The sequence below is a fragment of the Pseudomonas algeriensis genome, from assembly GCF_048847255.1.
GTDB lineage: Bacteria > Pseudomonadota > Gammaproteobacteria > Pseudomonadales > Pseudomonadaceae > Aquipseudomonas.
In genome coordinates this window covers 130,662-157,654 of record NZ_JBKKRK010000007.1, presented here as the reverse complement: position 1 = coordinate 157,654, position 26,993 = coordinate 130,662, and the positions used below count along the sequence as shown (strand labels likewise).

The 26,993-nt window shown below is 62.0% G+C and carries 25 protein-coding genes and 1 pseudogene; 21 read left to right on the top strand and 5 right to left on the bottom strand.

Going from position 1 to position 26,993, the window contains the following annotated elements:
• Positions 1-348 precede the first annotated feature (348 nt).
• The 16 genes and pseudogenes from ACLK1G_RS13060 to ACLK1G_RS12985 all read left to right on the top strand — a co-directional run bounded on the left by ACLK1G_RS13060 (position 349) and on the right by ACLK1G_RS12985 (position 18,428).
• A complete protein-coding gene (locus tag ACLK1G_RS13060) occupies positions 349-1,707 on the top strand; it encodes a UDP-glucose dehydrogenase family protein (RefSeq protein ID WP_420765798.1) in 1,359 nt (452 codons plus the stop codon).
• On the top strand, positions 1,704-2,762 hold the full coding sequence (locus ACLK1G_RS13055; protein WP_420765797.1) for an NAD-dependent epimerase: 1,059 nt from the start codon (positions 1,704-1,706) through the stop codon (positions 2,760-2,762). Before ACLK1G_RS13060 ends, ACLK1G_RS13055 begins: the two co-directional genes overlap by 4 nt.
• The gene (locus ACLK1G_RS13050) at positions 2,759-3,505 is read left to right on the top strand and encodes a sugar transferase (protein WP_420765796.1); all 747 of its coding nucleotides are present in this window, start codon (positions 2,759-2,761) and stop codon (positions 3,503-3,505) included. The genes ACLK1G_RS13055 and ACLK1G_RS13050 overlap by 4 nt, the downstream gene beginning before the upstream one ends.
• Complete coding sequence (locus tag ACLK1G_RS13045) at positions 3,506-4,150, top strand: CpsD/CapB family tyrosine-protein kinase (protein ID WP_420765795.1); 645 nt, start codon at positions 3,506-3,508, stop codon at positions 4,148-4,150.
• 20 nt (positions 4,151-4,170) lie between these two features.
• A complete protein-coding gene (locus ACLK1G_RS13040) occupies positions 4,171-5,193 on the top strand; it encodes a polysaccharide biosynthesis/export family protein (RefSeq protein ID WP_420765794.1) in 1,023 nt (340 codons plus the stop codon).
• 16 nt (positions 5,194-5,209) lie between these two features.
• On the top strand, positions 5,210-6,802 hold the full coding sequence (locus ACLK1G_RS13035) for a GumC family protein (protein WP_420765793.1): 1,593 nt from the start codon (positions 5,210-5,212) through the stop codon (positions 6,800-6,802).
• Positions 6,799-7,902, top strand: a complete 1,104-nt coding sequence (locus ACLK1G_RS13030; protein WP_420765792.1) for a glycosyltransferase family 4 protein — start codon at positions 6,799-6,801, stop codon at positions 7,900-7,902. Before ACLK1G_RS13035 ends, ACLK1G_RS13030 begins: the two co-directional genes overlap by 4 nt.
• Positions 7,899-9,269, top strand: coding sequence for an O-antigen ligase family protein (locus tag ACLK1G_RS13025; RefSeq protein WP_420765791.1), 1,371 nt, complete (start codon positions 7,899-7,901; stop codon positions 9,267-9,269). Before ACLK1G_RS13030 ends, ACLK1G_RS13025 begins: the two co-directional genes overlap by 4 nt.
• Complete coding sequence (locus tag ACLK1G_RS13020) at positions 9,266-10,225, top strand: glycosyltransferase (RefSeq protein WP_420765790.1); 960 nt, start codon at positions 9,266-9,268, stop codon at positions 10,223-10,225. The genes ACLK1G_RS13025 and ACLK1G_RS13020 overlap by 4 nt, the downstream gene beginning before the upstream one ends.
• On the top strand, positions 10,218-11,354 hold the full coding sequence (locus ACLK1G_RS13015; RefSeq protein ID WP_420765789.1) for a glycosyltransferase family 2 protein: 1,137 nt from the start codon (positions 10,218-10,220) through the stop codon (positions 11,352-11,354). The genes ACLK1G_RS13020 and ACLK1G_RS13015 overlap by 8 nt, the downstream gene beginning before the upstream one ends.
• 12 nt (positions 11,355-11,366) lie before the next feature.
• The gene (locus ACLK1G_RS13010) at positions 11,367-12,371 is read left to right on the top strand and encodes a polysaccharide deacetylase family protein (RefSeq protein ID WP_420765788.1); all 1,005 of its coding nucleotides are present in this window, start codon (positions 11,367-11,369) and stop codon (positions 12,369-12,371) included.
• Positions 12,368-13,669: pseudogene (locus ACLK1G_RS13005) on the top strand (lipopolysaccharide biosynthesis protein); the annotation flags it as partial. The gene ACLK1G_RS13010 and the pseudogene ACLK1G_RS13005, both read left to right, overlap by 4 nt.
• A gap of 230 nt (positions 13,670-13,899) precedes the next feature.
• Positions 13,900-15,795: a hypothetical protein gene (locus ACLK1G_RS13000; RefSeq protein ID WP_420765787.1), complete on the top strand. Its 1,896-nt coding sequence runs from the start codon at positions 13,900-13,902 to the stop codon at positions 15,793-15,795.
• Positions 15,792-16,481, top strand: a complete 690-nt coding sequence (locus tag ACLK1G_RS12995) for a GNAT family N-acetyltransferase (protein WP_420765786.1) — start codon at positions 15,792-15,794, stop codon at positions 16,479-16,481. The genes ACLK1G_RS13000 and ACLK1G_RS12995 overlap by 4 nt, the downstream gene beginning before the upstream one ends.
• Before the next feature lie 5 nt (positions 16,482-16,486).
• On the top strand, positions 16,487-17,662 hold the full coding sequence (locus ACLK1G_RS12990) for a GNAT family N-acetyltransferase (protein WP_420765785.1): 1,176 nt from the start codon (positions 16,487-16,489) through the stop codon (positions 17,660-17,662).
• Positions 17,634-18,428 (top strand): ChbG/HpnK family deacetylase, encoded by a 795-nt coding sequence (locus tag ACLK1G_RS12985; RefSeq protein ID WP_420765784.1) that lies wholly within the window; start codon positions 17,634-17,636, stop codon positions 18,426-18,428. The genes ACLK1G_RS12990 and ACLK1G_RS12985 overlap by 29 nt, the downstream gene beginning before the upstream one ends.
• Before the next feature lie 49 nt (positions 18,429-18,477).
• On the opposite strand, the gene ACLK1G_RS12980 is transcribed toward ACLK1G_RS12985, so the two are convergent.
• Together ACLK1G_RS12980 and ACLK1G_RS12975 are read right to left on the bottom strand one after the other, a co-directional pair.
• Positions 18,478-19,020: a hypothetical protein gene (locus tag ACLK1G_RS12980; protein ID WP_420765783.1), complete on the bottom strand. Its 543-nt coding sequence runs from the start codon at positions 19,018-19,020 to the stop codon at positions 18,478-18,480.
• Between the two features lie 94 nt (positions 19,021-19,114).
• Positions 19,115-19,342 carry a hypothetical protein gene (locus tag ACLK1G_RS12975; protein ID WP_420765782.1) on the bottom strand — a complete coding sequence of 76 codons (228 nt, stop codon included), beginning with the start codon at positions 19,340-19,342 and terminating at the stop codon, positions 19,115-19,117.
• A gap of 186 nt (positions 19,343-19,528) precedes the next feature.
• Here ACLK1G_RS12975 and ACLK1G_RS12970 point away from each other — a divergent pair, with 186 nt between their 5' ends.
• From ACLK1G_RS12970 to ACLK1G_RS12950, 5 genes are all read left to right on the top strand, one after another.
• Positions 19,529-20,467, top strand: coding sequence for an alpha/beta hydrolase (locus tag ACLK1G_RS12970; protein ID WP_420765781.1), 939 nt, complete (start codon positions 19,529-19,531; stop codon positions 20,465-20,467).
• A gap of 374 nt (positions 20,468-20,841) precedes the next feature.
• On the top strand, positions 20,842-20,985 hold the full coding sequence (locus tag ACLK1G_RS12965) for a hypothetical protein (RefSeq protein WP_420765780.1): 144 nt from the start codon (positions 20,842-20,844) through the stop codon (positions 20,983-20,985).
• Between the two features lie 45 nt (positions 20,986-21,030).
• Complete coding sequence (locus ACLK1G_RS12960; RefSeq protein WP_420765779.1) at positions 21,031-22,260, top strand: YcaO-like family protein; 1,230 nt, start codon at positions 21,031-21,033, stop codon at positions 22,258-22,260.
• Positions 22,253-23,212, top strand: a complete 960-nt coding sequence (locus tag ACLK1G_RS12955) for a class I SAM-dependent methyltransferase (RefSeq protein WP_420765778.1) — start codon at positions 22,253-22,255, stop codon at positions 23,210-23,212. Before ACLK1G_RS12960 ends, ACLK1G_RS12955 begins: the two co-directional genes overlap by 8 nt.
• Positions 23,209-24,078, top strand: coding sequence for an alpha/beta fold hydrolase (locus ACLK1G_RS12950; protein ID WP_420765777.1), 870 nt, complete (start codon positions 23,209-23,211; stop codon positions 24,076-24,078). The genes ACLK1G_RS12955 and ACLK1G_RS12950 overlap by 4 nt, the downstream gene beginning before the upstream one ends.
• A 44-nt stretch (positions 24,079-24,122) precedes the next feature.
• On the opposite strand, the gene ACLK1G_RS12945 is transcribed toward ACLK1G_RS12950, so the two are convergent.
• The 3 genes from ACLK1G_RS12945 to ACLK1G_RS12935 are packed head-to-tail and all read right to left on the bottom strand — an operon-like array spanning position 24,123 to position 26,991.
• Entirely contained in the window at positions 24,123-25,865 is a 1,743-nt protein-coding gene (locus ACLK1G_RS12945) for an ABC transporter substrate-binding protein (protein ID WP_420765776.1), read from the bottom strand.
• Positions 25,866-25,907: 42 nt separating this feature from the next.
• Positions 25,908-26,180, bottom strand: coding sequence for a DUF2160 domain-containing protein (locus tag ACLK1G_RS12940; RefSeq protein WP_030142071.1), 273 nt, complete (start codon positions 26,178-26,180; stop codon positions 25,908-25,910).
• Positions 26,181-26,190: 10 nt separating this feature from the next.
• Positions 26,191-26,991 carry a carbohydrate ABC transporter permease gene (locus ACLK1G_RS12935; protein WP_420765775.1) on the bottom strand — a complete coding sequence of 267 codons (801 nt, stop codon included), beginning with the start codon at positions 26,989-26,991 and terminating at the stop codon, positions 26,191-26,193.
• Positions 26,992-26,993 lie beyond the last annotated feature (2 nt).

The window sequence follows — 26,993 nt, the reverse complement described above, 5'->3', positions numbered from 1 at the left end:
GAAGGTTCGTTTTCTGCACACTAGCAGCGGGATTTCAAAGCGCAAGAAAGAGACTGATCGGTCGCAGCGTCAAAAAAAAGTTACCTCAAAAATGACACCTTTGACGCATCAAAAACATAAAAATCTATGGATATATACCGTTCATCGGTTACTTAAACGTCTCCAAAGCCCTTTAAAAATGGCGCTTTTCCAAGTCAGTCAATGACTTGATATCAAAAAGCCCTAATCCGTCGAGATTTGCCAACACTGACAACTGTCATTTTGCTGACACGTTTTTTTGAAGCTGCGCTATACCCTCTAAACAGTTTCATCCGAGTTACATCAACCGGTTTGCGAGGCGCGCCTAGAATGGACGTGAGCGTATTTGGCACGGGGTATGTGGGGCTGATTCAGGCAGCGGCATTGGCCGACGTCGGGCACCGCGTCCTGTGCGTCGATATCGACCCGAACAAGATCCGTCAACTGCAACAAGCCGTACCGCCCATCAGTGAGCCTGGGCTGTCCGTATTGCTGGAAGACAACATCAAGGCCGGCCGGCTTTTGTTCAGTTGCCAGGCCAGCGATGCGGTCAACCATGGCGAGTTGATTTTTATTGCCGTCGGCACGCCAGCCGACGAAGACGGCTCGGCGGACCTGAGCCATGTGCTGGCGGTGACCCGCCAGATCGCCGACTTCATGGACAGTGACCGCACCCTGATCATCAAGTCGACCGTACCGGTCGGAACAGCCGATAAAGTCGCGGAGTGCGCCCGCCAGGCGCTGGCTCGTCGGGGCCTTAAACAGCTGAATGTGCGTGTGGTATCCAACCCGGAGTTCCTCAAGGAAGGCAGCGCTCTCGCCGATTGCATGCGCCCGGACCGCATCATCATCGGCGCCAGCGATCAACTGGCGCGGGATCAGATGGGCGAGCTCTACGCGCCGTTCTGCCGCAACCACGAAAAACTGATGTTCATGGACAACCGCAGCGCGGAGCTGACCAAGTACGCCGCCAACGCCATGCTCGCCACCCGCATCAGTTTCATGAACGAACTGGCCAACCTCACCGAACGCCTGGGCGCCGACATCGAAGCCGTGCGCAAAGGCATCGGCTCGGACCCACGCATCGGCTATCACTTCATCTATCCGGGCTGCGGCTTCGGCGGCTCGTGCTTCCCCAAGGACCTGCGCGCCCTGCTGCACACGGCCGAACAGAGCGGCATGCCGCTGCGCCTGCTGCGCAGCGTCACCGATGTGAACGACAGCCAGCGGCACATCCTTTTCGAGAAGCTGGCGCAGCAATTTCCTGACGGCTTGGCCGGCAAGTCGATTGCCATCTGGGGCCTGGCCTTCAAGCCCAACACCGACGACATGCGCGAAGCCCCGAGCCGCTACCTGATGGAAGCCCTCTGGCGCGAAGGCGCGCGCGTGCAGGCCTACGACCCGGAAGCCATGTCCGAATGCCGGCGCCTATACGGTTATCGCAAAGACCTGAACCTGTGCGCCACCCGCGATGACACGCTTGAGGACACCGATGCCCTGGTGATTTGCACTGAGTGGAAGAATTTTCGCGTGGTGGATTTCGACCTGCTGGCGAGCAAGCTGCGCGCCCGGGTCATCATCGATGGCCGCAACCTCTACAACCCCGAGCACCTGGCTGCCGCCGGGCTGCTGTACCGTGGCATCGGCTTGCGCCACACCGTGCCCAGCGCCCCGGAGCCACAAGCGTGAACGTCCTGGTGACCGGCGCCGCCGGATTCATCGGAGCCCACTGCGTCTTGCGGTTGATGCGCGATGGCCATCACGTGTACGGGCTGGACAACTTCAACGATTACTACGACCCGCAGCTCAAGCACGACCGCGTGGCGTGGGTGCGTGACCAGGTCGGCGCATTTCCCTTGGCGCGTATCGACCTGGCCGACGCCTCGGCGATCGACGGACTTTTCCAGAGCCATCGCCCGGAGGTGGTGATCCACCTCGCCGCCCAGGCCGGCGTGCGCTATTCGCTGGACAATCCCCGCGCCTATGTCGACAGCAACCTCGCCGGGTTTCTGAACATTCTCGAAAGTTGCCGCCGTCATCCGGTCAAGCACCTGATCTACGCCTCTTCCAGTTCGGTGTACGGCGCCAACCAGCGCACGCCCTATTCGGTACGGGACGGCGTCGATCATCCGCTGTCGTTGTATGCGGCAACAAAGAAGGCCAACGAATCGATGGCCCACAGCTACAGCCATCTGTTCGGCATCCCGTGCACCGGCCTGCGCTTTTTTACCGTGTACGGCCCGTGGGGCAGGCCAGACATGTCGCCGATCCAGTTCGCCACGGCCATCGCGCAAAACCAAGTGTTGCGGCTGTTCAACCATGGCGAGCACGAACGCGACTTCACCTACATCGACGACATCGTCGAGAGCATCGCCCGGTTGATCGAACGTGCGCCGCAGCCAACGCCCCACTGGGATCGCGAGCAACCGGACCCGGCCACCAGCCTGGCGCCATGGCGCATCTACAACATCGGCGGACAGCACCCGGTGGCGTTGCGAACCTACGTGGCGCTGCTGGAAAAACATCTGGGCCGCACCGCCCGGATCGAGCTGCTGCCCCTGCAACCGGGGGACGTGCTCAACACCTGCGCCGATGCCAGCGACCTGGCCCGGGCCACCGGTTTCCAACCGTGCATTGCACTGGATGACGGCCTGGGTCGCTTCGTCGACTGGTTCCTCGATTACTACGCGCAACCCATCGTTAACACGCCGCTTGCGGCCGTACCTCAGCGGAGGAGTCTATGACCCGACACGAACAAGACATTCCGATCAGCACCTCCGGACGCGACAAACGTGTCGACCCCGAGCATCGCCGACGCCTGGATGCCGCCATCCACCGCCAGGGCCGTGGCTGGCTCACCGGTCGGGACGGTGGTCGGCCCTGGACGGTTTCGCGGACCAATCGGGTCGTGGCTTGCCTCGGCGCGCTGGCGATCCTGGTACTGCTCACCCCGCTGCTGCTGGGTCTGGCATTGCTGATCAAGTTTTCCAGCCCTGGCCCGGTGTTTTTCGTGCAGAAACGCACCGGTTATCGCGGGCGCGTGTTCGGCATGTACAAGTTTCGCACCATGGTCGTCGATGCCGAGGCCCTGAAAGAGTCGCTGCGCCACCTCAACAAGCACGGCGCCGACGCGATCGACTTCAAGATCGACAACGACCCGCGCATTACCCCGATCGGCAAGTTCCTGCGACGCAGCAGCCTCGATGAACTGCCGAACCTGATCAATGTAGTGACCGGCGACATGCGCCTGGTAGGCCCGCGGCCCACCTCGTTCAACGCCTATCGCTACAAGGACAACCATTTGGTGCGCCTGAGCATCTACCCCGGCCTGACCGGCCTGTGGCAGATCTCCGGGCGCAGCAATATCGACTTCGACCAGCGCGTGGAACTGGACCTCAGCTACATCGCCGAGCAGAGCCTGCTGTTGGATCTGAAGATCCTGATGATTACCCCCTTCAAAGTGTTCAGCGGCCACGGAGCGAGTTAAATGGACGGTTCGACGAATATCCTGACCATAGCCAGCCCGAGCGAGACCAACCTGACCTCGACCGTGCTCGACCCGGATCTGCGGATCCTTCTCATGACAGCGGCCAACACCGGCACCGGCACGAGCACCAGCGCCATGGCGCTGTCCGCCCAGCTGGCGCAGATGAGCAATGGCCGGGTGTTGCTGGTGGACGCCAGCCAGTCGCCGCGCAACCTCAGCCAGCAGCTCTCGCTGCAAAAAGAGCGCGGCTTCAGCGACCTGTTGTTCAACAGCCTGTCCCCACCGTTGTTGCAGGACTGCGTAGTACAGGTGTCGAGCCTGCCCTTCGACGTGCTGCCCCACGGCCGCCTCGGCCACAACGCCGAACGCCTGAGCCCCGAGCGATTGCGCCCGCTGTTCCGGCAACTGGCGGCGCAGTACCGCTTCGTGGTGATCGACGCCGACGCGGTGTATTCGGCCACCGACACGCTGGTGATCAGCACCCAGGTGGACGGCGTGGTGCTGGTGGTGCGCGGCGAAGACACCCGCTGGGAAGTGGCCCAGGCCACCCGACAAAGGTTGGCCCAGGCCGGCGCGAAAGTGGTCGGCAGCGTGTTCAACCGCCGCAAGTACTACATGCCCAAATGGCTCTACAACAACCTGTAAGCCTGCAAAAGGATGACGAGATGAACGCTAGAATGCTTGTCCTGCTGTTGCTGCCGCTTGCCGGTTGCTCCAGCAACACCGATACCCGCTCGATGCCGGTGCAGATCCTCACCGCGGCGCCGGCCAATGCCCAGGCCACCGACATGCCCAAGGTCGAGCAGACCTTGCGGCCCCAGGATGTGCTGGACGTGATATTCCACATCGGCACCACCTCTTCCCAGGCTTATCGCGTGCAGCCGGGCGACCAGGTTGCCCTGAACTTCACCGCCGCCAGCCAGCTCAACGGCACGCAACAGGTGATGCCCGACGGCAGTATCGAACTGCCGGGCGCCAACACCTCGGTGAAAGTCGGCGGCCTGACCACCGACGAGGCGCGCCTGGCGGTGCAGCGCGCCTATGACCAGAAGATGTTGTTCCAGCCCAATCGCAACCAATTGACCGTACTGGTGACGAGCCCGCTCTCCGGCGAGACGAAGCTGCGCAACACCCTGACTCACCCTGGCACGGGCATGAGCCGGGAAATCACCGTGGGCAGGGATGGCTACGCCAGCTTCCCGGAAATTGGCGCCGTGCCTTTGCAAGGCATGACTGTCAGCCAGCTGGAGACTTTCCTCAACGAGCGCTACGCCCAACTGCCCGGCCACATGACGGTGGACGTGCTGCTCAAGTCCACCGCCGGCAACGAAATCTATGTCCTCGGCGAAGTGGCCCAGCCCGGCTCCTACCCGATCCGCCGGCCGATCTCGGTACTCGAGGCCCTGACACTGGCCAGGGGCACGAACGTCAAGGCCCGGCTCGACTCCGTGGTGATCATGCGCCGCAACGGCAATCAGGTCGAAGCCCGCCACTACGACGTGGAGAAAGCCTTGAGCGGCGACGCGTCGCAGATCGCCTATCTGCAACCGGAAGACATGCTGTTCGTGCCCAAGACCAAGCTTGCAAGTGCCGGTGAACTGGCCAGGCAATTGGCCGATGTGGTGCTGTTCCAGGGCACGGGGTTGAGCTTCGGCTACCGCGTCGACAACAAAGGCAGCGACAACTGAGACTCAGGTGACCGACATGAACCCCAAGGAAAATTATCTGCACGAGTTTTTCAGGATCTTCTTCGCCAACAAGCAGTGGGTGAAGCGCGTCTTCCTGGTTTTCGCCGTGATCGCTCTGGTGTTGCCGTTGATGCTCAAGCAGAGTTTCGACATCACCGCCCAAGTGATCGTCCAGTCGAAAAAACTCTCCCAAGGCGACGCCACTACCTCGTTGAACCAGGAAAACGCGACTTTCATTCCGCCGTCCCTGGCGGACATGGAAACCGAGAGCAACATCCTGCGCTCACCGGCGTTGATTCGCGAAACCATCAAGACCCTGCGCGACCAGGGTGAATACACCCCGAGCCCAGGGGCCCTCAATAAATGGGTGAGCGAACCGCTCAAGCGCTACATCACCCAGCCACTGCGTGAATACGTCATCAATCCGCTGCGCGACGGCCTCGGGCTGGAAGTCGATCCGGTACGCGACACGATGCTCGACACCCTCACCGACGAGGCCATCGCGAACCTGAAAATCGAGACCCTGCCCGGCTCGAACGTCATCTCCATCATCTACAGCTTCGGCGATCCCGCCCAGGGCACCCGGTTCGTCGCGCAGCTGCTGGAAAACTACCTCACCGGCCGCCAGGACCTGCAATCGATCGAATTGCCCCAGACCTTCTACGAGCAGAAAAAAGTCCAATACCAGACGCGCCTCGACGGTCTGGAAGGCACCCGGCTCGGCCTGCTCGAAGGCGTCGGTTCCTCCGATCCCAAGGAAGAAATCACGTTTCGCCTGAACGCCATCAATACCGAAGAACAGGCCCTGAACCTGTACCAGGATCGCCTGCTGCAAAGCCAACGCTGGCTCGATTACCTCAAGACCAGCCTGGCAGCGGCGAACAGCTCGCGGTTCAACGACTACACGTTCCCGTTCACCTTCACCACGACCGTGGACAACATCGCCTTCGAGGACCGGGAAATCAGGCAACTGGGTGAACAGCTGACCAGCCAGGTCAGCCGCTACATGAACGACCTGGCGATCTTCCAGCCCAGCAGCGAACCGATGCTGCTGGCCCGCGAACAGATCATGCGCACACGCCAGCAGTTCCTCAAAGTGGTGAACAACCGCATCCAGGAACGCACCACCGACCTGGCCGTCGTCAGCTCGGTGATCAACCAGAAGGTCGAGCGCATCGCGGCCTTCAAGGAACGCATCCACCAGTTACAGGAAACCCAGAGCAAGCTGCGGCAGATGGACACCGAGATCAACGCACTCCACGCGGCGTTCTCCACCTATGCCCAACGGTTCGCCGAAGCCAGTTCCGCGCGCTCGCTGGACAATGACCTGTCCAACGCCCGTGTCCTGAGCCCCCCGTTCGAACCCACCGCCGCGGTATTCCCCAAGCCGATGCTGATTATCCCGTTCGGCTTGTTCTGCGGCCTGCTGCTGGCGATCGCTCTGGTCTACGTGCGTGAGTTCTTCGACCATCGCTTCAAGCATCCTGCGCAAATCAGCCAGCAACTGGACCTGCCGGTCTTGCTGGTGATCAATGAGCAGTCGCCCGAACAGGTCAATCCGCACCGCAACTGGAGCCTGCCAAGCCTTGTCCATTGGGTGAAAAATTGAACGCGCCGTTCGGCCCGTCCCACCGCAGCAGCCCCCTGTCGATCATTCATCTGCTCGACAGCGGCGGCTTCTATGGGGCCGAGCGGATGCTGCTCGATCATTGCCTGGCGACACCGGGGCAGCACCAAGTGCTGTTCCTGGCGGCGCCGCCGACCTTGATCACGCGGTTTCGCCAGGCCGGGGTGGATTGCCGACACTGCGCCAGCTTGGGCGAATTGTTGCAGCATCTGCGGCAACGTCGCGCGGACCGGCCGCTGATCAACACCCACAACTTCAAAGGCTTGCTGTTCGGCTGGGCCGCGGCCACGCTGTTGCGCCTGCCCCTGGTGATTACCCAGCACGGCTTCACGCCGCGCAGCACCAAGCAGCGTTTCTACACCTGGTTGAGCCTGCAACTGTGCCGCACCGCGCCGGTCAAGCGCGTGGTCTGCGTCGCCGAAAGCATCGCGGCATTGCACCGCAAGGCCAGCGTCAAGGCGGACAAGCTCGACGTCATTCCCAACGGTTTGCCGGCCGTCACGACACCGCTGCCCCATCGCGACGACAGGCAGCGCTGGCGGGTCGGGTACGTGGGTCGCTTGAGCAGCGAGAAAGGCCCTGACCTGTTCCTCGACGCGATGATCCCGCTCTGCCAGCGCCATGGTTCGCTCCATGCGGTCATGCTCGGCGACGGTCCGGAACGCCAGCCGCTGCTCAAGCGCATCGCCGACGCGGGGTTGCCGACGCGCATCGAGTTGCCCGGTTATCAAACCGACATGAATGATTGGTGGAGCCGCCTCGACGCGTTGGTGATCAGCTCACGCACCGAAGGCACGCCGATGATCCTGCTCGAAGCCATGCAAGCCGGGGTGCCGGTGGTGGCGTTTGGCGTCGGCGGCATTCCCGACATCCTGCAGGACCGCCACAACGGCCTGCTGGCCACGCCGGCCGACAGCGACGAATTGGCCCGCCAGATCGAAACGCTGTTCAGCGAACCGCCCCTGGCGCGGATCCTCGCCGACAACGCCCGGCGCACCCAACGCGACCGCTACGATCTGCGCACGCTGGCCGAACGCTGGTCGCAACTTTATATCCGCACGGCACGGGAGGCTCGACCATGATCGTCCCGCTCTCGATCATCAGTTTGCTGGGGCTGGTCTGCCTGGCATTGCTGGCCAGTCCTTATCCGTTCCTGGCGCCCGGCGCGGTGTTCGGCCTGGTCGGCGTCGCCGTGCTGTACCGCAAGCCCGGCTGGGGCCTGCTGGGCATCGCCGCGCTGGTGCCATTCGAAGGGCTGTTCAAGGAAAACGGATTGTCGGGCAGCAAGTTCTTTGGCCTGGCGCTGATTCTGATTCTGGCACTGCAACTGGCCCTGCACCAGATTCCGGCGACGCGCCTGCGCAGCAATATCTGGAAGCCGCTGGTCGGCTTCATGGCGCTGTATGGCCTGAGCCTGCTGCTGTCGGAAAACATGGACCTGTCCCAGACCCATCTGCGGGAACTGACGGTAGGGCTGATTCTGTTCGTGATCACCTTGTTGATCGGACGCGAGCTGAACCTGGACCTGTTTGCCCGCTTGATGACCGTGAGCGTGTCCACCACGTGCGTACTCGCGATGTTCTCGGCCAAATACCAGGACCAGGGCCGCGCGTCCGGACTGCTGGAAGACCCGAACTCCTTTGCGCTGCTGATCGCGTTCACCATACCGCTGGCCTTGTTGCTGGTACTGCGCAGCCCGAACCTGTTGCACCGGCTGTTCTGGGGCGGCGGTTTCATCCTGCTGCTGGGCGGCATGACCAAGACCGAATCGCGTTCCGGGCTGGTGGTGTTGCTGCTCAGCCTGATGATCGGCTTGTACCACTACCGCGCGCAGCTACCGCGGATTCGTCCACGGCACCTGGGCTTCGCCATGCTCGGGCTGGCACTGATGATTCCCCTGGCGATCGCGGTGATGCCCGCCGGCTACGTGGCACGCATCCAATCGTTGAGCATCCTCAGCGCCGGCGCCAGCGCTCACAAGGATGAATCCCTGGGCCGCCGCGCCTCCTACATCCTGGTGGGCAGCCAGATGATCCGCGAGAACCCCATCCTCGGTTCAGGGCCCGGGACGTTTCCCCTGCACTACGCGCCGACCGGTTATGCCAAGGCCTTCTCGGCCAACCGCAAACTGGGCGACCTGTACCGTCGCGCTCACAACACCTACCTGGAAATATTCAGCGAGATCGGCGTACCGGGCGGGTTGATGTTTGTCGGCATGATCGGTCTTGGCCTCTACAACCTGGTGCGCGCGCGCCAACTCTGGCTCCAGCGTCGGGACTGGGCCCAGGCCGACCTGCTCACACATTTGGGGATGAGTTTCCTGGCGCTGGCCTTGTTCCTGATGTTTCTCAGCGCGCCGAACCACAAGTTGCTGTGGATCATGCTCGCCTTGACCAGTGTGTTGCGCTACGACGCCGAACAATCCGCGCCACGGGAGGCCCGCCCATGAGCCGCGTCAGTATCGTCATCCCGATGTTCAACGAGGCCCGCCACATCGGCCGCACCCTGCTGGCCGCGCAGCAAGCTGCTCGCCAGGCGCAACTGGAATGCGAACTGATCGTGGTCGACAACGGCTCGGACGATCATGGCCCGCGCATCGCCAATGAACTGGGCGCCCGGGTGCTGATTGTGCCCGGTGTTCACATCGGCGCCCTGCGCAACCGTGGCGCGGCCGTTGCCAGCGGTGAGTGGCTGGCATTCATCGACGCCGACATGGAAATGCCCGCCGACTGGCTCAAATTGTTGGTCGAAATGGAGGGCCGTCAGGGCGATGTGTTGGGACTGGACCTGGACACGCCCCGACACGCGCCTTGGTTCGCCCAGGCCTGGCAACGCCGCAGCCAACGTCCGGGCGCCCGTCCGCTGCATCGAGTGCAGTGGCTGCCCAGCGCCAATCTGTTGATGCGCCGCCGTTGGTTCGAACAGGTCGGCGGCTTCGACGAGACCCTGCGTACCGGTGAAGACAAGGATTTTTCCCTGCGCTTGCGCCAAGCCGGTGCGCAGTTGTTGCTGGTGAACGAAAGCCTGGCCCTGCATTGGGGTTACGAAGGCAGCTGGCGCGAATGGATGAGCAAGGAGCTGTGGCGCCAGGGCAGCCATTGGCAGTTGCTGCGCAGCCATGGGCCGAGCCTGCGCTTGCTGCGCTTTCCCGCCTTGTCCGTTGGCGCCTGGGGCCTGGATCTGCTGGCGCTCACCGCCCTGCTCCAGGGCCAGGTGCGCCTCGGGTTGACGCTACTGTTCATCAGCACGTTGCCGGCCTTGTTTCTCAGCCTGCGCCAGAGCCAGCGCGACCCGCGCCTGGCGTTGCAACTGTGGGCCTTGCACGGGGTGCGCCTGCACCTGACCGGCGCCGCGTTGCTGCTCAATCTTTTTCAATGGAACGTCAGGAGACCCGCCCGTGGCTGAATTCATCTATTGGTCTTGCCTGTTGCTGCCGGTGTACGCCTACCTCGGCTACCCCGTGCTGTTGACCTTGCTGACACCGTTGTTTCCGCTACGGCGCTATGGCAAGCCCCTGCCGATGGACGTCAGCATTGTTATCGCCGCCCACAACGAGGCACGGCACATCGAAGCGAAATTGCGCACGCTGTTGGCCCAGGATTATCCGGCACGCTCGCTGCAAATCATCTTGGCCAGCGACGGTTCCACCGACGACACGGTGGCCTGTGCGCGCAAAATCGGCGACTCACGCATCACCGTGCTCGACCTGCCACGCCAGGGCAAGGCCGCCGCCCTCAATACCGGCGTGGCCCATAGCTACGGCGAGATCCTGGTGTTCACCGATGCCGACAACCAATGGGCCCACGACACCCTCGGCCACCTGCTGGCGCCGCTGGGCGATCCTGAAGTGGGCGCCTGTGCCGGGCACATGGTCATCCCCGTGCCCGGCAAGGGCCTGAGCCTCGGCGACAGTCTGTATCGGCACTACGAAGGGTGGCTGCGCCGGGTGGAAAGCCGCACTGGCTGCATGGTCTCGGCCGACGGTGCCTTGCTGGCCTTGCGCAGGGCTTTGTTCCAGCCGATTCCGGCCCAGGTCAACGATGATTTTTTCCTCAGCACCTGCGCGCCGGCAGCCGGCAAATCCATTGTTTATGCACCCAAAGCGCGGGTGACCGACCAGGGCGTGGACGAAGCCGACAAGCAGTTTCGTCGTCGTCAGCGCGTCACCGTCGGCGGGTTGCAGAGCCTGGCCCAGCGCCGGGAACTGCTCAACCCGCTTCGCCATGGGCTCTACGCCATTGGTCTGATCAGCCACAAATTGATCCGCCGCCTGGCGCCGGTGCTGCTGTTGCCGTTGCTGCTGAGCAACGCCTGGCTGTGGAATGACCATCCGTTCTATCGCCTGACGCTGGTGGCGCAACTGCTCGGTTATGCCACAGCGCTGATCGGCTTGCTCGACGCAGGCCACCGCTTGCCTCGGCCATTTCGGTTGGCCGCGTTCGTGCTGGTAACACTGGCCGGCATGAGCATCGGGCTCTGGCAATTCCTGCGAGGCCAGCGCTACAGCCAATGGAACCCCGACCAAAACCGCTAAGGAGTGTGGCCGATGTCGATCAAACATGTTTTCAAGCGCACCGGCGGCTGGCTGTACCTGAACACGTCCATGGGTCGCCATCCATTGCGTGGCGCAGGCGTCATCCTGATGTTGCACCGGGTATTGAACAACGACCGCGCCGCCGAGCTGCCCCACCGCAACGAGCTGTGCGTGGGGCCCGAAGCGTTCGAACACCTGTTGATCTGGTTGCAACGGCATTTTGAATGCGTGCCCTTGATGACCTTGCTGCTGGCCGACCCGGAAAGCGTTCCGGACCGTCCTCGGGTGGCCCTGACGTTCGATGATGGCTGGCGTGACAACGCCATGAACGCCTTTCCCCTGCTGCGCCAGTACCAGGTGCCGGCGAGTATTTTCCTGTCCACCGATTTCGTCGGCAGTCGCCAGCATTTCTGGTGGGAAAGCATCGGCGAAACCCTGTGGGGCAGCCACGGGCAAGTGGCGCGGCATTCGCTGATCGAGCACTTGCAGCACGTCGGCCGGCCGTTGCCGGTGCTGCTCGACGACATCGACGACGAGCGCCGCAGCCTGGCGCTGCTGCATTACCTGCAAAGCCTCAAGACGCTCGAACCAAGCACGTTGAGCGATCTCACCGAAGCCTGCCCGCAAGGCTCGCAACCCCAGGCACTGGATTGGCCCCAGGTGCGCATGCTCGAAGATTCCGGGCTGATTCGTTTCGGCCCCCATGGCGCCAGCCACGCGATTCTGACCGGGCTGGACGATCAGCGCCTGCATGAAGAACTGACCCGCAGTTGGACCGCGCTGGAAAATGGCTGCGCCCAGCCGCTGCCGGTGTATTGCTACCCCAACGGTGACAATGATGTGCGCGTGCGCGAGCAGGTGGCGGCCCACGGTTTTCCGTTCGCCCTGGGCACCGAGGCCGGGCTGTATCGCCACGACGGCGACCCGTTGAACCTGCCGCGTTTCGGCGTCAGCCAGCGCAACGCCCATCACCCTGAATTGCTCGCCTGGCGCATTCGCCGAGGAGCCCGTCCATGAGCCGTGCACACTATCTCAAGCATTTGGCGCTAAGCATGGGCACGCGCCTGGCGATGATCGGCCTGCGGCTGTTGCGCAATGTGTTGCTGGCACGAATCCTGGGGCCCAGCGAACGCGGACTGTTCGCGCTGCTCAGCACCCTGCCCGACCTGATCAGCGCCGCCACCAGTGGAGGCCTCAATTCCGCGGTGGGTTACCAGGCGGCGCAGCAGCGCTCCATGGGTCTGTTGCTTTGCCAGGTGTTGGTTTTCGGGTGTCTGCTGGCCGGGTTGCTGACACTGTTGGTGGTGGCGCTGGCGCGTGAGTTCGGCGCTGAGCTGGACATCACCGCGCAGCTGGGATTGCTGGCTTGGCTGTTGTTGCTGGCCGTCCCCCTGACGGTGCTCAAGAGCGGCCTGCTGACATTGCACAATGCTTCCGGCGGCGTAGGCGCGTTCAATGCGCTGCGACTGATGGAATCCCTGGCGCCGTTGCTGCTGTTTGTAGCGCTGTTCTGGATGTGGCAAGACACGGCGCTGGAGGCGGCGCTGATCAGTTGGCTGGCGGGCCTGAGCCTGGTGGTGCTGGCCGGCTGGATGTGGTTGCGGCGCGATCATGTGGTCACCCTGCGCTGGGATCGCACCGGCCAGAACGAACTGTTGCGTTATGGCGCCCGTAGTCATCCGGACCTGTTGTTCCAACAAGTGATGCTGCGCTCGGATTTTTTGTTCATTGGCGCATTGCTGGGCAGCACGGCGCTGGGTCACTACGCCATGGCCAGCGCCGCGGCCGAACTGCTGCTGATCGTGCCCGAAGCGGTCACCACGCCGCTGATGAAACGCCTGCTCCAGCAAGACACCGACATGCAGCGCCTGACCCCGCTGGCCTTGCGCCTGACTGCTACGGTGATGCTCGGTGCCTGCCTGGGCATGGCGCTGATTGGCGAATGGCTGATCATCACCCTGTTCGGCACCGCCTATCAACCGGCGTACCCGGCGCTGTTGGCGTTGCTGCCGGGATTGTTCGGCCTGTGCTACGCCAGCATCTTGCGCCTGGACCTGCTGGGCAAGAACCGTCCCGGCACCGTTTCACTGCTGATGGGCGTGGGCGCGCTGCTGAATCTGGCCCTGAACCTGATCCTGATCCCGCGCTACGGCATCGTCGGCGCTGCCGCCGCTTCCTCGATCGCCTACCTGGGCGTGACCCTGGCGCTGCTGACAATGTACTGCCGTCTCAGCGGTGTGGCGCTGTGGCAGACACTGATCATCCTGCCCAGCGATTTGTTGCCGATGCGCCAGATGTTGTTGGGTAAATCCGCTTTAATAGCGTCGCCCGCCAGCCCGCCAGCGCGAGCAAGCTCGCTCCCACAGGCGCCGGTTGCGTCCAGCCGAGTTCCCCTGTGGGAGCGAGCTTGCTCGCGATGGCGGTGGGTCAGCTTGCTGTGATGATGAAGCTAACCGCCTCTTCGCGAGAAGGCTGGCTCCCACAGAGGAAAATGGCCGCGGGTCTATGTCTTCTGGTATTGGCCACCTCGGCCCATGGCGCGTCCATGCACTGGACCAACATCCGCGACGGCAGCCTGTATCTGCAAACCGATCGCCCGGACCAAGTGACCGTCCGCTGGGTTCCGGCCTGGCAGGCCGAGGCCAATACCGAACACCTGTATCTGCTCAACGGCCAAGGCCGGTTAGTGGGTGAGCGCCTGGTCAAGGCTGCCCAAGTGCGCGGCGAGCAGCAATGGCCGCTGTTGCCCGGGGCGGCCAGCTATAGGTTGGAGATTCCCGGCTACAGTTTCCGGCGCTATACGGTCGAACACGATGCCCGCACCCGCGCGCTGTTCGCCCCGGCCAAAGTGCACTTCAGCTCGGAAACACACGATGGTGATGAGCTTTATTTCAAAGTCGCAGCCGGTGAACAGGCTGTGCTGGCCGGCAAATTCCACGGCGGCGTACGTGCGCTGCAAGCCCGGCGCGTTGCCGATGGCAAGCAGGTGCAACTGAACCTCAAGCCCTACCGGGCCTATTGGCAATTCGACACAGTGGCCCTGCCGGTGGCGGACGCGGACCAGGTCTGGCGCCTGCATCTGCAAGGCAACGGCAAGGCGGCGTTCTGGCTGGACGGCACCGCCAACCTTTTCGCCCAGGACCCGGCGCAACTGCAACCGCTGCGCCAGGATCCGGGGCGAACCCACCTGACGCTTCACGCCGATGTACTCGGCACGACTCCAAAGCTGGGGATGTCCCTGCCCTACGTACTGCCTCCGCCCTCCAGCTACGCCGTGCTCGATGCGCTCAACCCCCGGGCGGCCAGCTATTACAGCCTCGTCGATGTCACGGCGGCCAAGGCCGATCATGAGGACGCGTTTCGACGTCTGTACCAGGATCGCTTTGGCATCACCCAAGACATCACTCTGCTCGCTGGCAGCCAGCGCAGGGCCGATCTGCAAGCCGACCGGACCAGCGGCAACGGCCTGCAAGCCTGGCTCGAATCGACCCGCGCCCTGGGCGGCAAAGGCATCCACTATCTCAGCTTTGCCGATGAGCCGAACCTCAACTATCCCGACTTCGACAGTTTTCAGCAGGTGTTCCAAAGCCTGTCCGCCCAGGTCCGCGCCAACCCTGCCAACAGCCGCGCCGGCGTCCGCATCGCCATACCGGCCAGTTCGCGGTTCACCAACGGTCCATTGGCCGAGAACGCCGCAGACAAACGTGGCATCGACTGGGCACGACGGCTGCTGGAAACATCGAGCGCCCAGATCGACGCCCTGGCCTGGCATGAATGGATGATCCGCGACCTGCTGGCGACCCGCGTCTATCGCAACAGTGTTCGTCGGGCCGCCAACCTGGTGGGACTGGACAACCAGGGCCGGCCGCGCAAAGCCTTGCTGCTGGACCAGACCAATATGTCCAGCGGATCAAGCCTCAGCCCTTACGACCAGGAAACCCATTACGCCGCCCTGTGGTGGACGTCGGTGGCCATCAACGCCTCGGCCGACGGCTGGCTGGACATGCTCAACTGGTTCATGTCCGCCGACGAACCGGAATACCCCAAGGGCATGGTGCGGATACTGGACAATCAACGCTTCGAGCTCAAGCCGGTGGGGTTGGTCCAGCAATTCATCCAACAGCATTGGCTCGGCCAGGTGCTGCGTCTGGACAACGATGCGTTTGAGGTCGATGCACTGGCCATGGCCAACGGCCTGGAGCGCAGCCTGCTTGGCGTGAACAAAAGCGTCCGGGCCCATCAAGTCAGCCTCGACGGCATGACCTGTCCGCAGCCCGGCGCTGCCCTGGTTTATTTCGGCCCGGACAACATCAGCCGCAACGTCCCATTCGAATGCAAAGCCGGCCAACTCGGTTTCCTTTTGCCAGGTGAAACCGTCTTCGCCCTGAGTTGGACGGCCTCTGTTTTTCCTCAACCCGCCACCCGTCAGGAGGCACCATGAAAGCTCTGCAAAAATTGCGCGACCGCATTCAGAAAAAAGGCTTGCGCTCGGTTATCAAACTGCTGGTACGCCGCTTCGTGTTCTTCCATTCGCGACTGGTATGGCTCGAACACGATGTAAGGATCCCGCTCAAACCGCATAACCTGCGGCCCTACCCACCGGTGCGCCGCGAGTTCATCACCGTCAGCAATGCCGATGCCTTCGCCACGCATTTTGGCGACCGTGTCGAAACCATGCGCGAGTTGGCAGCCGAAGGCTATACAGGGTTCATGTACCTGGATGACAAGGGCAATACCGTGGGGTTTGCCTGGGCGAGCACGCGAGACTATTTCGATCGCCATTTCTATCGCTGCTGGTTTCCGGTCAAGCCCGGTGAATACTTTCAGTTCGGTGGAGAGATGACCCGTGCCTACTGGGGTTCGCAGCTGTCGGCGGATGTCCAGGCCGACGTTTGGAAAGTCATGGCTGACCAGGGTTGCAACAAGATGGTCGATGTCTGCGACCTGGAAAACACCCCGGCGATCAAGATGCATATACGCATGGAGTTCGTGGAGCGTGGGCAGATCACCCATGTGTACTGCCTGTTTGGACGCTTTCGGTTTTTCCGCGATACGTTCTACACCGGCTCGGTACTGGACGCCTTCCGTAAACCGGCTCGGCCGGTTGCATCGACTGCGACGGCTTGATGCTCATGGCGATCCGGTTCCAATGGTATGGCTCTCTGAGCGCGGCGGATTTCCCTGTAACGGCTTTTGAACAGCTGCGCGCACAGGTGACCGACGCAACGCCGTTCAACACCTTGGCCTGGCTGCAAGCATCGGAGTTCGCGCTCTTGCCCGACCAGCAGTTGCATGTGCTGCTGGGCTGGCAGGACCAGGACCTGCTGCTGTGCCTGCCATTGATCAGCGGAAAGGAGCGTGTCGGCGGCCTGCGGTTCCGGGTCTTGCATCACCTGGGTTACCCCTTGGCCGACCGTATCGCCTTACTGGCGCGCCTGGACGCCGACGGCATGGGCCAGGCGCTGACGCAGATCCGCCAGTATTTACCGCATGCACTGCTGCAATTGAACGAAGTGGTCGAGCCGGTGGGCGAGCAAAGCGTGCTCAGTGCATGGATGGCGATGAGCTCAACCGGGGAGCGGCGGCTCAGTTGCCGGGTTCCGGTGCACTTGATCAGTGCCAGCGATCACCAGGAAATTTCCGGCGACCCACGCTACAAGTTGCGCCGGGCGCGCAAGCGAATCGCCGCGTGTGGTGCACAGATTCGCCGCATCACGCCGGACGCCATCGGCATGGGGCCGCTGCTGCGGACCCTTGCCGAGGTGGAGGCCGCCAGCTGGAAAGGCGAGGAAGGCGTCGGCATCTTCGCCGACCCCAGGCGTCGGCAATGGATGAACCATGCCTTCACCGCCCTCGCCGCCCAAGGCCTGGTGCGGGTGGTGACGCTGGAGCTGAACGGCGAATGCATCAGCTATCGCCTGGGCCTGTTGGATCAAGGGCGACTATATGACTACAACCTGGCGTTCCTGCCACAGCACGCCGACCTGGGCAGCGGCCGCGTATTACTCGAGGAATGGATTCGCTGGGGGCTGGACGACAACTGGCGGTGGATCGACGCTTCACGGGTCAGCCTGGAAAATTCGAGCCATCAACTGCACGAACGCATGACCGGACAACTGGAACATTGGCGTTGGAGTTTCTATTCCTGGCAGCCCGATGGCCTGCTCATGGGATTCGCCTTGCGGCTATGGAAAAGCCTGAAGCCTTGGCTAGGCAAGCGCCGGGCCAGACCGACCGCGACGACGGCCTCGTCCTCTTCCAAGCGCCAGGAAAACACACATGCCTCGCCAAGTGATCATCAACGCTGACGATTTCGGACTCAGCCTCAGTGAAAACGAACTGATCCTGCGGGCGTTCGAAGCAGGCGTCATCAGCTCCGCCACCGCCATGGCCAACATGCCGGCCTTCGACCAGGCCTGTGAACTGTCCCGACACCCGTTGCTTGAAGGACGCATCGGGTTGCATTTCAATCTCAGCTACGGACCGCCACTAAGCCAGGCAATCAGGGCGCGACGGAGGTTTTGCAATGCCAACGGCGAATTCGACCTCAACCTGTCACGCTACTGCCTGCACTTGGGAGCGGCCGATCTGGCAGCGGTGCAAGCAGAACTTCAGGCGCAATGGCAGCATTGCCTGGACCGCGGCCTGCGCCCCAGCCACCTGGACTCGCATCAACACGTGCATAACATCTGGCCCGTCGGAGAACTGGTGGCACGCTTCGCAGCGCGACAAGGCGTGCCTATGCGCCTGGCACGCAACCTCGGCCCCAACCTGAGCGTGCCCAAGCGCATCTTCAAGATGCTGCTCAACCATCGTCTGCGCCAGCTCTGCGGCGCAACCGCCGATTACGTCTGCACCCCGGCGGACCTGCACTACGCCGCACCGCCGGTCCATGGCTCGCTGGAAGTGATTGTCCATCCACTGGAACTGGACGGGGATTTTGGCGATGCCAGCCTGGCGCCTGGCAATTCATTGACCCAAGTGCTTCAGCGGCGCCTGGCGGGGGTGCCAAAGGTCGGGTATGGCGAGAATGGCCGCAGGTTGGCGCTGGTTGAATTTGGGGATGTGCACTGAAGGGGCACGTGGCGAGGGAGCTTGTTCCCTCGCCACGGAGGGGCGTGTGTCAGTGGTCCAGGCTTGCCCGCGCCAGCGAGGCGCGGCGATCGATGGCTTCGCGCAGTCGACGTTTTTGCTCCTCCCATACGTCGGCGTCGACCCGGGCCGAACGCATCAATGCGAGCATCGCTTGCTTGGCGTTGACGTATTCAGCCCATGCATCCCGAGCCTTGAGCCGGAGTCGTTCTTCATCGCTCATGTCCATGCGACGCAGGGCCAAGGCGCATTCGTCCTTGATCAGGGGGCCCAGGGTCGTCTGGATCTTGTGCGGTGCCTTGAAGCCTGCCGTACCGGCGACGATTTCCCGCGCCCGGCCCAAGCCCCACTCCAACGCCTGGCACAGCGGCTCGCGCATGCTCCGGTCATGGAATTGCTCGACCCAAACGGCGCCGTTTGGACGATAGACACAGACGAAGACCTGCGTGACGGACTGGTGATTGATCCTCGCCTGGACCTCGACATGGGTGCCGTCGTCGAGGATTTCTTCATGGTTGCGGCCCGGCAGCCGACTGTTCACCCAAAGCCAATACTGTGCGCTTCTACGTCGCATCCCGTCGCCCTCCCCTAAGGAACAGGCAGTAAGGCACACGGGTGGAGTAATTTCCAGTTGCGCAAAGGGCCCTCCGGACGAATGACAGGCTTGCCTAGCGGTCGAGCTTTTTCTCCACTTGAGCCACCTCGTCCTGCAGTTTTTCGGCATCCTGCTCGTGGCTTTTGATCGACTTGGGCGTGATGGTCTTATCTACCTTGTCGGTCGCCGGATCGGGGTGGTGAACGTCGCGCTCCACCACTGGCACCGGGGCGCCGGTGGCATCCTTGGCGGGTGCATGATTGTCGGCTTGGGTTTGTCCTTTGGAATGTTCGTTCGTCATGGCGTCGTCCTCGGTAAGGATGGATATTGAGTTTCGAGTGGGACGAAACGGCGAGAGTTCGATCGGCTTGCACTCGCCCTCCCAAGGCAGAGCGAGGCACCCAGTGGCAAGTTGTCCGAAACTCCTGCGCGCCCCTGCGCGAATCTGCTAAAAGGCAACTTCTGTTACCCGTAGCGAATCGCATCGATGCCTTCTTTATTCTCTCGTCTCAAACAGCGCTGGCTGGCCTGGTCGTTCATGGTCGCGATAGTGGCCGGTTTGCCGGTCGGCTGTGCAGTGTTGCAACACAAGGAGCGCGAGCTGGTGTTTCGCATCGAGCCGGGGACGGCGAGCTGGTTCAGTGGCCTTCCCAGCGGTGTGCAGGAATTCGATCTCAAGCCCAAGCAGCTCAGGGCCGGGGAAAACATTCACGGCTGGTGGTGGCCGGCCGAACGCAAGGACGCGCCGGCCATCCTGTACCTGCACGGCGTGCGCTGGAACCTGACGGGCCAGTTGTTTCGCATCCAGCAGCTGAGGGCCTTGGGCTATTCGGTGCTGGCGATCGATTACCGTGGCTTCGGCAAAAGCCAGGGCGACCTGCCATCGGAATCCAGTGTCTACGAGGACGCGCGAATCGCCTGGGAGCGCCTCGAAACGCTGCAACCGGACCCGGCCTTGCGGCTGATCTACGGTCATTCACTGGGCGGTGCCGTCGCGGTTGATCTCGCTGCGGATCTGGCTCAGAAAGCCGCGAGCAGTGGCAGCGCCGTACCGGCCAGGGGCCTGGTGATCGAATCCACGTTTACGTCGTTGGGTGATGTCGCCACTGCGATGGCGGACACATCCTTGCCGGTGCGCTGGTTGCTGTCGCAGAAGTTCGATTCCATCGACAAGATCGGCCAGATCAACATGCCGCTGCTGATTGTCCATGGCGCCGCCGACCGCTACGTACCGCCGCGTTTCAGCGAGCAGTTGTTCAACGCCGCCCGTGAACCCAAGCGTTTGCTGTTGGTGCCAGGAGCCACGCACAACAACAGCATGAGCCTGGCGGGCCGCACGTATCGCCAGGCGCTGGATGCGTTGATGAAATCCACGGCGTCGCCAATTGCCGGACACTCCGGGGCGAGCCCAGCCAAGGCGGGCTGACCGTTTCCGCTCGATTTAACTTTGTAGGAAACGGCTTCAGTTTTCCGCTTAATATCCCCGACGAACGCACGATGCTGGGCCCTGGATTACAACATCCGAAGAAATCACCTCCCCGTACGCCTGGCAGTGTCTTGCTTCGTAGCTAATACAACCCTACATCCAAATCCTTATTCAGCCCCAATCGCATCCTCGCACCAGGGCCCGATAGCGGGATTCACTCTTTCAAGCACCACAATGAAAGCGGATGTGTTCGCCGTGCCCCGCTCCTGCCCTGCTTACAAATCGTCATGTTTGACCCCACCCCCCGTGCTTCATAAGGTTTCCCTGCGCCGCGGAGACGGCGTTCCCTATCCCCTTCAAAAAGGAAATGACTCATGGGCTATATGGCCAGTTGGAATGCTAACGAACTCACCGACCTGGGTAACGAGCTGGACAACCCGGACGCTCTCGTCCCAGAACAACTGATGGAGGACCTGCAACTGAGCCCGGGCGAAAAAACCGAACTTGACGCCGAGTAAATAAAAACGGGGGCACGAAGTGTCCCCGTTCCAGGAGCGAAGACAATGAATGCACCTCCTATACCAGAACGCGAGTTGACCTTGACTCAATCAGCCCGGCAAATCGAAGCGGAGCTGCGAGCCCTTGGACTGGAAAGCAGCCTGCGCACCTTGGGTAGCTGGATCGTGTCGGTTCAGGCTGAAGTCGGCGACTCACGGCGAAAAGCCATGGGTTGCGGCAAGGGACATGCCGAACAGGCCCGGGTCGGCGCGCTGTACGAAGCATTGGAGCACTACCTGAGCGACCCGGCCCTTGTCATGGACCTCGACGTGTTGCCTCTCCGCGACCTGATCGCTGCCCTATCGGGCAAAGAGGATCTTTTGGAAACGCTGCGGGAGCAGCCCGATTGTCGGATCGCGTGCCGCACGTACAGGGCCATCAATGACGGCACCTCGTTTCACTATCCCATCGCCTTGTCGATGCCCCGCTACGCCAACGACCCGTTGCCAACCGATACGACCGATTACCGTTCGTTACGTCGGTACTCCAGCAGCAGCGGGACCGCCATTGGAGCGACCCATGATGAAGCCGTGCTCCATGGTCTCAACGAGTGCCTGGAGCGGGACGCGGTTTCCATATTCCTGTTGGATCACTTTTATTACCGCAATGCCACCGCCCTGCGCATCGTTCACCCCTTGCCCACCGATGAGGCGCTGGGGCGATTGTGGGCCGAAGCCCAGGCAGAGATCGGCGCGCAGATCGTACTGCTGGACATCAGTACTCAATTCGCAGCGACTTCTTGCCTGGCTGTCGCCAAAACCTGCGGCGGACCGCCCAATGTCTTTGGCTCAGGCACCTCATTGGATCCCCATCACGCGGCTTCGCGAGCCCTTGCCGAGCTGGTGCAACTGCACCTTAACGCCAGCGAGGCGCCATTTCGTCAGCACCTGACCAATGCCGAGCGCCATTTGGCGGGATTCGCCCGGTTGCAACGCTGCATGCGTTTTGATTCGAGCCATCTACTTGATACCCGACCGCAAACCGTTGTCACCCTGCCCAAAGCCCTGGAAGCCCGTCCGTTGAAGGCGCAGATTCAGCAGCTGGCCGGGGACTTGGAACAACACGGATACACCGCCGGCTGTTCGACAATTTACCGATCCGAGGCGGGCACCACGCTCGCCAGCGTGGTAGTGCCTGGGCTGGAGCGTTTCTACATCGTATCCAGCGGTAACGTCGTCGTGCCCATGGCCCGGGGAAGACAACGCGCCCTGGGGGGGCCTGCGCCCCATGCATAACCATACGACGCGGCTGCGCCTGCGGCGCGAACTAGGTCTGGAAGCACTCTTGCAAGCCGAACCTCTGGCGCCTGGTTCGTGGGGGCGTTTCGTCGAACCCCCAGGCGCGGGTCTCAACCACATTTTCATCCTGCGTTGCCGGGGCCGCGATTGGGTTGGCCGCAAGACGTTGCAGCAGCACGAACGGGGACGCCCACGCTCGGACAGTCGGATCGAGCCCTGGATGTTGCTCGGCCCACTCGGTCAGTTTCATTGGGGCAATGACGGCCTGCAGCTCGACTATCAAGCAACCCGGCGGGCCGACAAGGTCGCAGCATTCGCGGATGCGCTGGATGACCCGGACGGTGAAATCCATTTTCCTTTTCCCGCGTTTGACAGCGACGGGCGGGAATTCGTATGCCCTGAAAATCACTGGGCGTTCACTGACGCGCTCGCCCGCGAACTCGATGATAGCGAAGCGCACATACGGCATCACTGCTCCACGTTGCTGCGGTCATCGCTGAAGCCTGGCGCGGTGATCCACGATCCAGCGTGCTCCACCGGGACGTTCATCCATCATCTGGCCCAGGCCTTGCCGGGCAGCCGTTGTATCGGGTCGGATCGTTCGTTCTCGATGATAGAAGCTGCGCGCGATCGTTATGGACGCCTGGTGGATTTTCGGCTGGCCGATGCCGCCAACGACGAACCCGTCATCGATTATTGTGATGTATTGGTGCTTCGGTTCCTCAACGCCGAGGTCATGACCCGCGCCCAAGCCGAACAGTTACTGCGCCGACGGGTGTCGACACTCGTCCCCGGCGGCAAGCTTATCGTGTTTGGGCACACGCCCGTACTGCCGGCGATGCGCTATCTGGCTCAACAATGTGCGTTGTCAGTTGTTTCCAGCCTCGCTTCGTGTGGCACCACCGGACAGCTCTTTCAGTTTTATGTACTGGAGAGGGATCGGCCATGACGCGCCCGCTGAACAGCGGTTACTACCCCACGGACGATGGCCACCGGCTGTATTGGGAACGTCATGGCACACCCGGGCGAGAGCCAATGATGGTGCTGCATGGAGGCCCGGGGGGCCGCTTCAATCATCGGTATCTGGAGCTGGTGCATCTGCATGATTTCGACGTCATTGTGTTTGACCAGCGTGGCTGCGGTCGCTCGACGTCGGAAGGTGATCACCTGCACAACAACACGTCGCTGTCCGTTCTTGACATCGAGGCCCTGCGCGAGCACTTCGGTTTCAAGCGAATCAACCTTCTGGGCGTTTCCTGGGGCAGTTGGCTGGCGATCCAGTACCAACGTCGCTTTTCCCATGCGGTGCTCAGGGTGCTACTTGCGTCGGTATTCGTGCCCAGCGCCGTCATCGTCAAGGCGTATGACCGCGACCTGTGCCAATGGCTGGCAAGTGTCGGGCCAGTCAGCCGCGCCACGGACCCACGGCAGATTTTCGACGAGCTTGGTCATGCAGACTCAGACCGCCAACGACAAGCCGCCGTGCATTGGCTACTAACCGTGCTCAAGCCCAGCGGCGTGGGCGTGTGTCCAACTGCCTTGGCGCGATGTGTCGACCACAGTGTCCTGCGAGCCCTGCGCCTGGAGCTGCACTTTCATCTTGAGGGATATTTTTTCACGCTCGCCGATACGCGCCTGGATTCCCAGGCCACCGTGACGGTGGTACAGGGCCTGAAGGACCGCCATGGCATTGAAAGCCTGCGCTGGCTCAAGCAGCACCTGAACGTGCGCAGCATATTGGTCGAGGCGGGCCACAATGCCTTGGAGCCCGCGATAGCCGAGGCCATGCGTCGCGCTTTGACGACTGGAAAATAAAAACGGCACCTTTCGGTGCCGTCTCCTTATTTGCCAGTGCAACGTTATTTACGCGCCGCTTCCCACGATTTCAGCAGCTCGGTGTAGCTCACGGTTTCACCTTTAGGCTTCTCGTTCGCCAGTTTCGGCTTCGGTGCGCCCGGCTGATCGAACCAGTATTGCGCGTCGCGCTCAGGGTTCATCTTAGGTGCGCAGGTGGCTTGAGCCTTGGAGCGTTCCAGACGCGTCATGATGGCGTCCTGGTCCTTGGCCAAGCCATCGAGGGCTTGCTGCGGAGTTTTCTCGCCGCTGGCCGCTTCGGCGATGTGGCTCCACCACAACTGCGCCAAGCGTGGGTAGTCCGGCACGTTGGTCCCGGTCGGCGACCATTGCACGCGGGCTGGGCTGCGGTAGAACTCCACCAGGCCACCGAGCTTCGGCGCCAGGTCGGTCATCGCTTGGGAGTTGATGTCCGATTCGCGAATCGGCGTCAGGCCAACGATCGTCTTTTTCAGCGACACGGTCTTGGAGGTTACGAACTGTGCGTAGAGCCAGGCCGCGAGGCGCTGTTTCTCAGGCGTGGACTTCATGAACGTCCAGGAACCCACGTCCTGATAGCCCAGCTTCATGCCCTCTTCCCAATACGGACCGCGTGGCGAAGGCGCCATGCGCCATTTCGGCGTGCCGTCGGCGTTCACCACCGGCAGGCCCGGCTTGGTCATGTCGGCCGTGAAAGCGGTGTACCAGAAAATCTGCTGGGCGATGTTGCCCTGGGACGGCACCGGGCCGGATTCGGAGAAGGTCATGCCAGCCGCTTCCGGTGGCGCGTACTTCTTCATCCAGTCCACGTACTTGGTGGTGGCGAACACGGCCGCGGGGCCGTTGGTGTCCCCGCCACGGGTCACGCTAGAGCCCACTGGATGGCAGTCCTCGACGCGGATACCCCACTCGTCCACTGGCAAACCGTTGGGCAGGCCCTTGTCGCCGCCGCCGGCCATGGAGAACCAGGCATCGGTGAAGCGCCAGCCCAGGGACGGGTCTTTCTTGCCGTAGTCCATGTGGCCGTAGACGCGCTTGCCGTCGATCTCTTTGACGTCCTCGGAGAAGAACTTGGCGATGTCTTCATAAGCCGACCAGTTCACTGGCACACCCAGCTCGTAGCCGTACTTTTCCTTGAACTTGGCCTTCAGGTCCGCACGCTCGAACCAGTCGGCGCGGAACCAGTACAGGTTGGCGAACTGCTGGTCCGGCAGTTGATAGACCTTGCCGTCCGGCGCGGTGGTGAAGGAAATGCCGATGAAGTCTTTCAGGTCCAAGGTTGGCGAAGTGAAATTCTTGCCTTCGTTGGCCATCAGGTCGGTGATCGACTCGGTCTTGCCGTAGCGAAAGTGCGTACCGATCAGGTCCGAGTCGTTGACCCAGCCGTCATAGATATTCTTGTCCGATTGCATCTGGGTCTGCAGCTTCTCCACCACGTCGCCTTCCTGCAGCAGGTCGTGGGTCAGCTGGATCCCGGTGATTTCGTTGAAGGCCTTGGCCAGCACCTTGGATTCATACTCGTGGGTGGCGATGGTTTCCGACACCACGTTGATTTTCATCCCGCGAAACGGCTCGGCCGCCTTGATGAACCACTTCAACTCTTCGAGCTGCTGCTCGGCTGTCAGCGTCGACGGCTTGAATTCACTGCCGATCCATTTTTTAGCGGCGTCTTCATAGGCGTCGGCCCAGGCCGTAGCGCTCAGCCCGCTGAGTGCCAGCGCGGCTGCCAATGAAACGCTATGTCGCAGCTTATTGTTTTTATCGAACATAGAGACCTCCTGTTTGGGTTTAAGAGCCTGATCGTCGAGCGACTAGCCCCACCGCATCACTGCCAACAGCCACACCAAAGACAACGCGAACGCTATCCAGATGCTCCAGTCGGTGGCGCCGATCACCAGCAGATGCAGGTAGGCGCTACCGAGAAGACCGATAAACAACCGATCGCCACGGGTGGTGGCAATCGGCAGGAAACCACGCCGAGGGATACTCGGCGAACGCAGTTCCCATGTGGTCATGCCTATCAACAACAAGGCGATGACACCAAAAAACGCCGCCGTCGGGACGGTCCAGTTCATCCATTCCATCATCGACTCCTCAGACCCGGCCCAGGGCAAAGCCCTTGGCCACGTGGTTGCGAACGAACCAGATCACCAGCATGCCCGGCAGGATGGTCAACACCCCCGCCGCCGCCAGCACGCCCCAGTCGATACCCGACGCCGACACCGTGCGCGTCATGACCGCCGCGATCGGCTTGGCATTGACCGAGGTGAGCGTGCGCGCGAGCAACAGTTCGACCCAGGAAAACATGAAGCAGAAAAACGCCGTGACACCGATGCCGGAGCCGATCAACGGGATGAAGATCTTGACGAAGAACTTGGGGAAACTGTAGCCGTCAATGTAGGCGGTCTCGTCAATTTCTTTTGGCACCCCGGACATGAACCCTTCGAGGATCCACACCGCCAGCGGCACGTTGAACAAGCAGTGAGCCAGGGCCACGGCGATGTGGGTGTCGAACAGGCCGATGGACGAATACAGCTGGAAGAACGGCAACAGGAACACCGCCGGTGGCGCCATGCGGTTGGTCAGCAGCCAGAAGAACAGGTGCTTGTCCCCCAGGAACCGATAGCGGGAAAACGCATAGGCCGCCGGCAACGCAACGCCCAGGGAAATCACCGTGTTCAGGCTCACGTAGTACAGCGAGTTGAGGTAACCGGTGTACCAGCTCGGATCGGTGAAGATCACCTTGTAGTTCTGGAAGGTGAAATCCTGCGGCCACAGGGACAGGCCGCCGAGGATCTCGGTGTTGCTCTTGAACGACATGTTCAGCAGCCAGTAGATGGGCACCAGCAGGAACAGGATGTAGATCAGCAGTGGAATCAGCTTTCTCTTGCTCATTT

Bases quoted from the DNA above. Each gene is read 5' to 3' on its own strand.
- ACLK1G_RS13060 (WP_420765798.1), top strand. From the start codon at position 349: ATGGACGTGAGCGTATTTGGCACGGGGTATGTGGGGCTGATTCAGGCA.
- ACLK1G_RS13050 (WP_420765796.1), top strand. From the start codon at position 2,759: ATGACCCGACACGAACAAGACATTCCGATCAGCACCTCCGGACGCGAC.
- ACLK1G_RS13045 (WP_420765795.1), top strand. From the start codon at position 3,506: ATGGACGGTTCGACGAATATCCTGACCATAGCCAGCCCGAGCGAGACC.
- ACLK1G_RS13040 (WP_420765794.1), top strand. From the start codon at position 4,171: ATGAACGCTAGAATGCTTGTCCTGCTGTTGCTGCCGCTTGCCGGTTGC.
- ACLK1G_RS13035 (WP_420765793.1), top strand. From the start codon at position 5,210: ATGAACCCCAAGGAAAATTATCTGCACGAGTTTTTCAGGATCTTCTTC.
- ACLK1G_RS13025 (WP_420765791.1), top strand. From the start codon at position 7,899: ATGATCGTCCCGCTCTCGATCATCAGTTTGCTGGGGCTGGTCTGCCTG.
- ACLK1G_RS13020 (WP_420765790.1), top strand. From the start codon at position 9,266: ATGAGCCGCGTCAGTATCGTCATCCCGATGTTCAACGAGGCCCGCCAC.
- ACLK1G_RS13010 (WP_420765788.1), top strand. From the start codon at position 11,367: ATGTCGATCAAACATGTTTTCAAGCGCACCGGCGGCTGGCTGTACCTG.
- ACLK1G_RS13000 (WP_420765787.1), top strand. From the start codon at position 13,900: ATGCACTGGACCAACATCCGCGACGGCAGCCTGTATCTGCAAACCGAT.
- ACLK1G_RS12995 (WP_420765786.1), top strand. From the start codon at position 15,792: ATGAAAGCTCTGCAAAAATTGCGCGACCGCATTCAGAAAAAAGGCTTG.
- ACLK1G_RS12990 (WP_420765785.1), top strand. From the start codon at position 16,487: ATGGCGATCCGGTTCCAATGGTATGGCTCTCTGAGCGCGGCGGATTTC.
- ACLK1G_RS12985 (WP_420765784.1), top strand. From the start codon at position 17,634: ATGCCTCGCCAAGTGATCATCAACGCTGACGATTTCGGACTCAGCCTC.
- ACLK1G_RS12980 (WP_420765783.1), bottom strand. From the start codon at position 19,020: ATGCGACGTAGAAGCGCACAGTATTGGCTTTGGGTGAACAGTCGGCTG.
- ACLK1G_RS12975 (WP_420765782.1), bottom strand. From the start codon at position 19,342: ATGACGAACGAACATTCCAAAGGACAAACCCAAGCCGACAATCATGCA.
- ACLK1G_RS12970 (WP_420765781.1), top strand. From the start codon at position 19,529: ATGCCTTCTTTATTCTCTCGTCTCAAACAGCGCTGGCTGGCCTGGTCG.
- ACLK1G_RS12965 (WP_420765780.1), top strand. From the start codon at position 20,842: ATGGGCTATATGGCCAGTTGGAATGCTAACGAACTCACCGACCTGGGT.
- ACLK1G_RS12960 (WP_420765779.1), top strand. From the start codon at position 21,031: ATGAATGCACCTCCTATACCAGAACGCGAGTTGACCTTGACTCAATCA.
- ACLK1G_RS12955 (WP_420765778.1), top strand. From the start codon at position 22,253: ATGCATAACCATACGACGCGGCTGCGCCTGCGGCGCGAACTAGGTCTG.
- ACLK1G_RS12950 (WP_420765777.1), top strand. From the start codon at position 23,209: ATGACGCGCCCGCTGAACAGCGGTTACTACCCCACGGACGATGGCCAC.
- ACLK1G_RS12945 (WP_420765776.1), bottom strand. From the start codon at position 25,865: ATGTTCGATAAAAACAATAAGCTGCGACATAGCGTTTCATTGGCAGCC.
- ACLK1G_RS12940 (WP_030142071.1), bottom strand. From the start codon at position 26,180: ATGGAATGGATGAACTGGACCGTCCCGACGGCGGCGTTTTTTGGTGTC.
- ACLK1G_RS12935 (WP_420765775.1), bottom strand. From the start codon at position 26,991: ATGAGCAAGAGAAAGCTGATTCCACTGCTGATCTACATCCTGTTCCTG.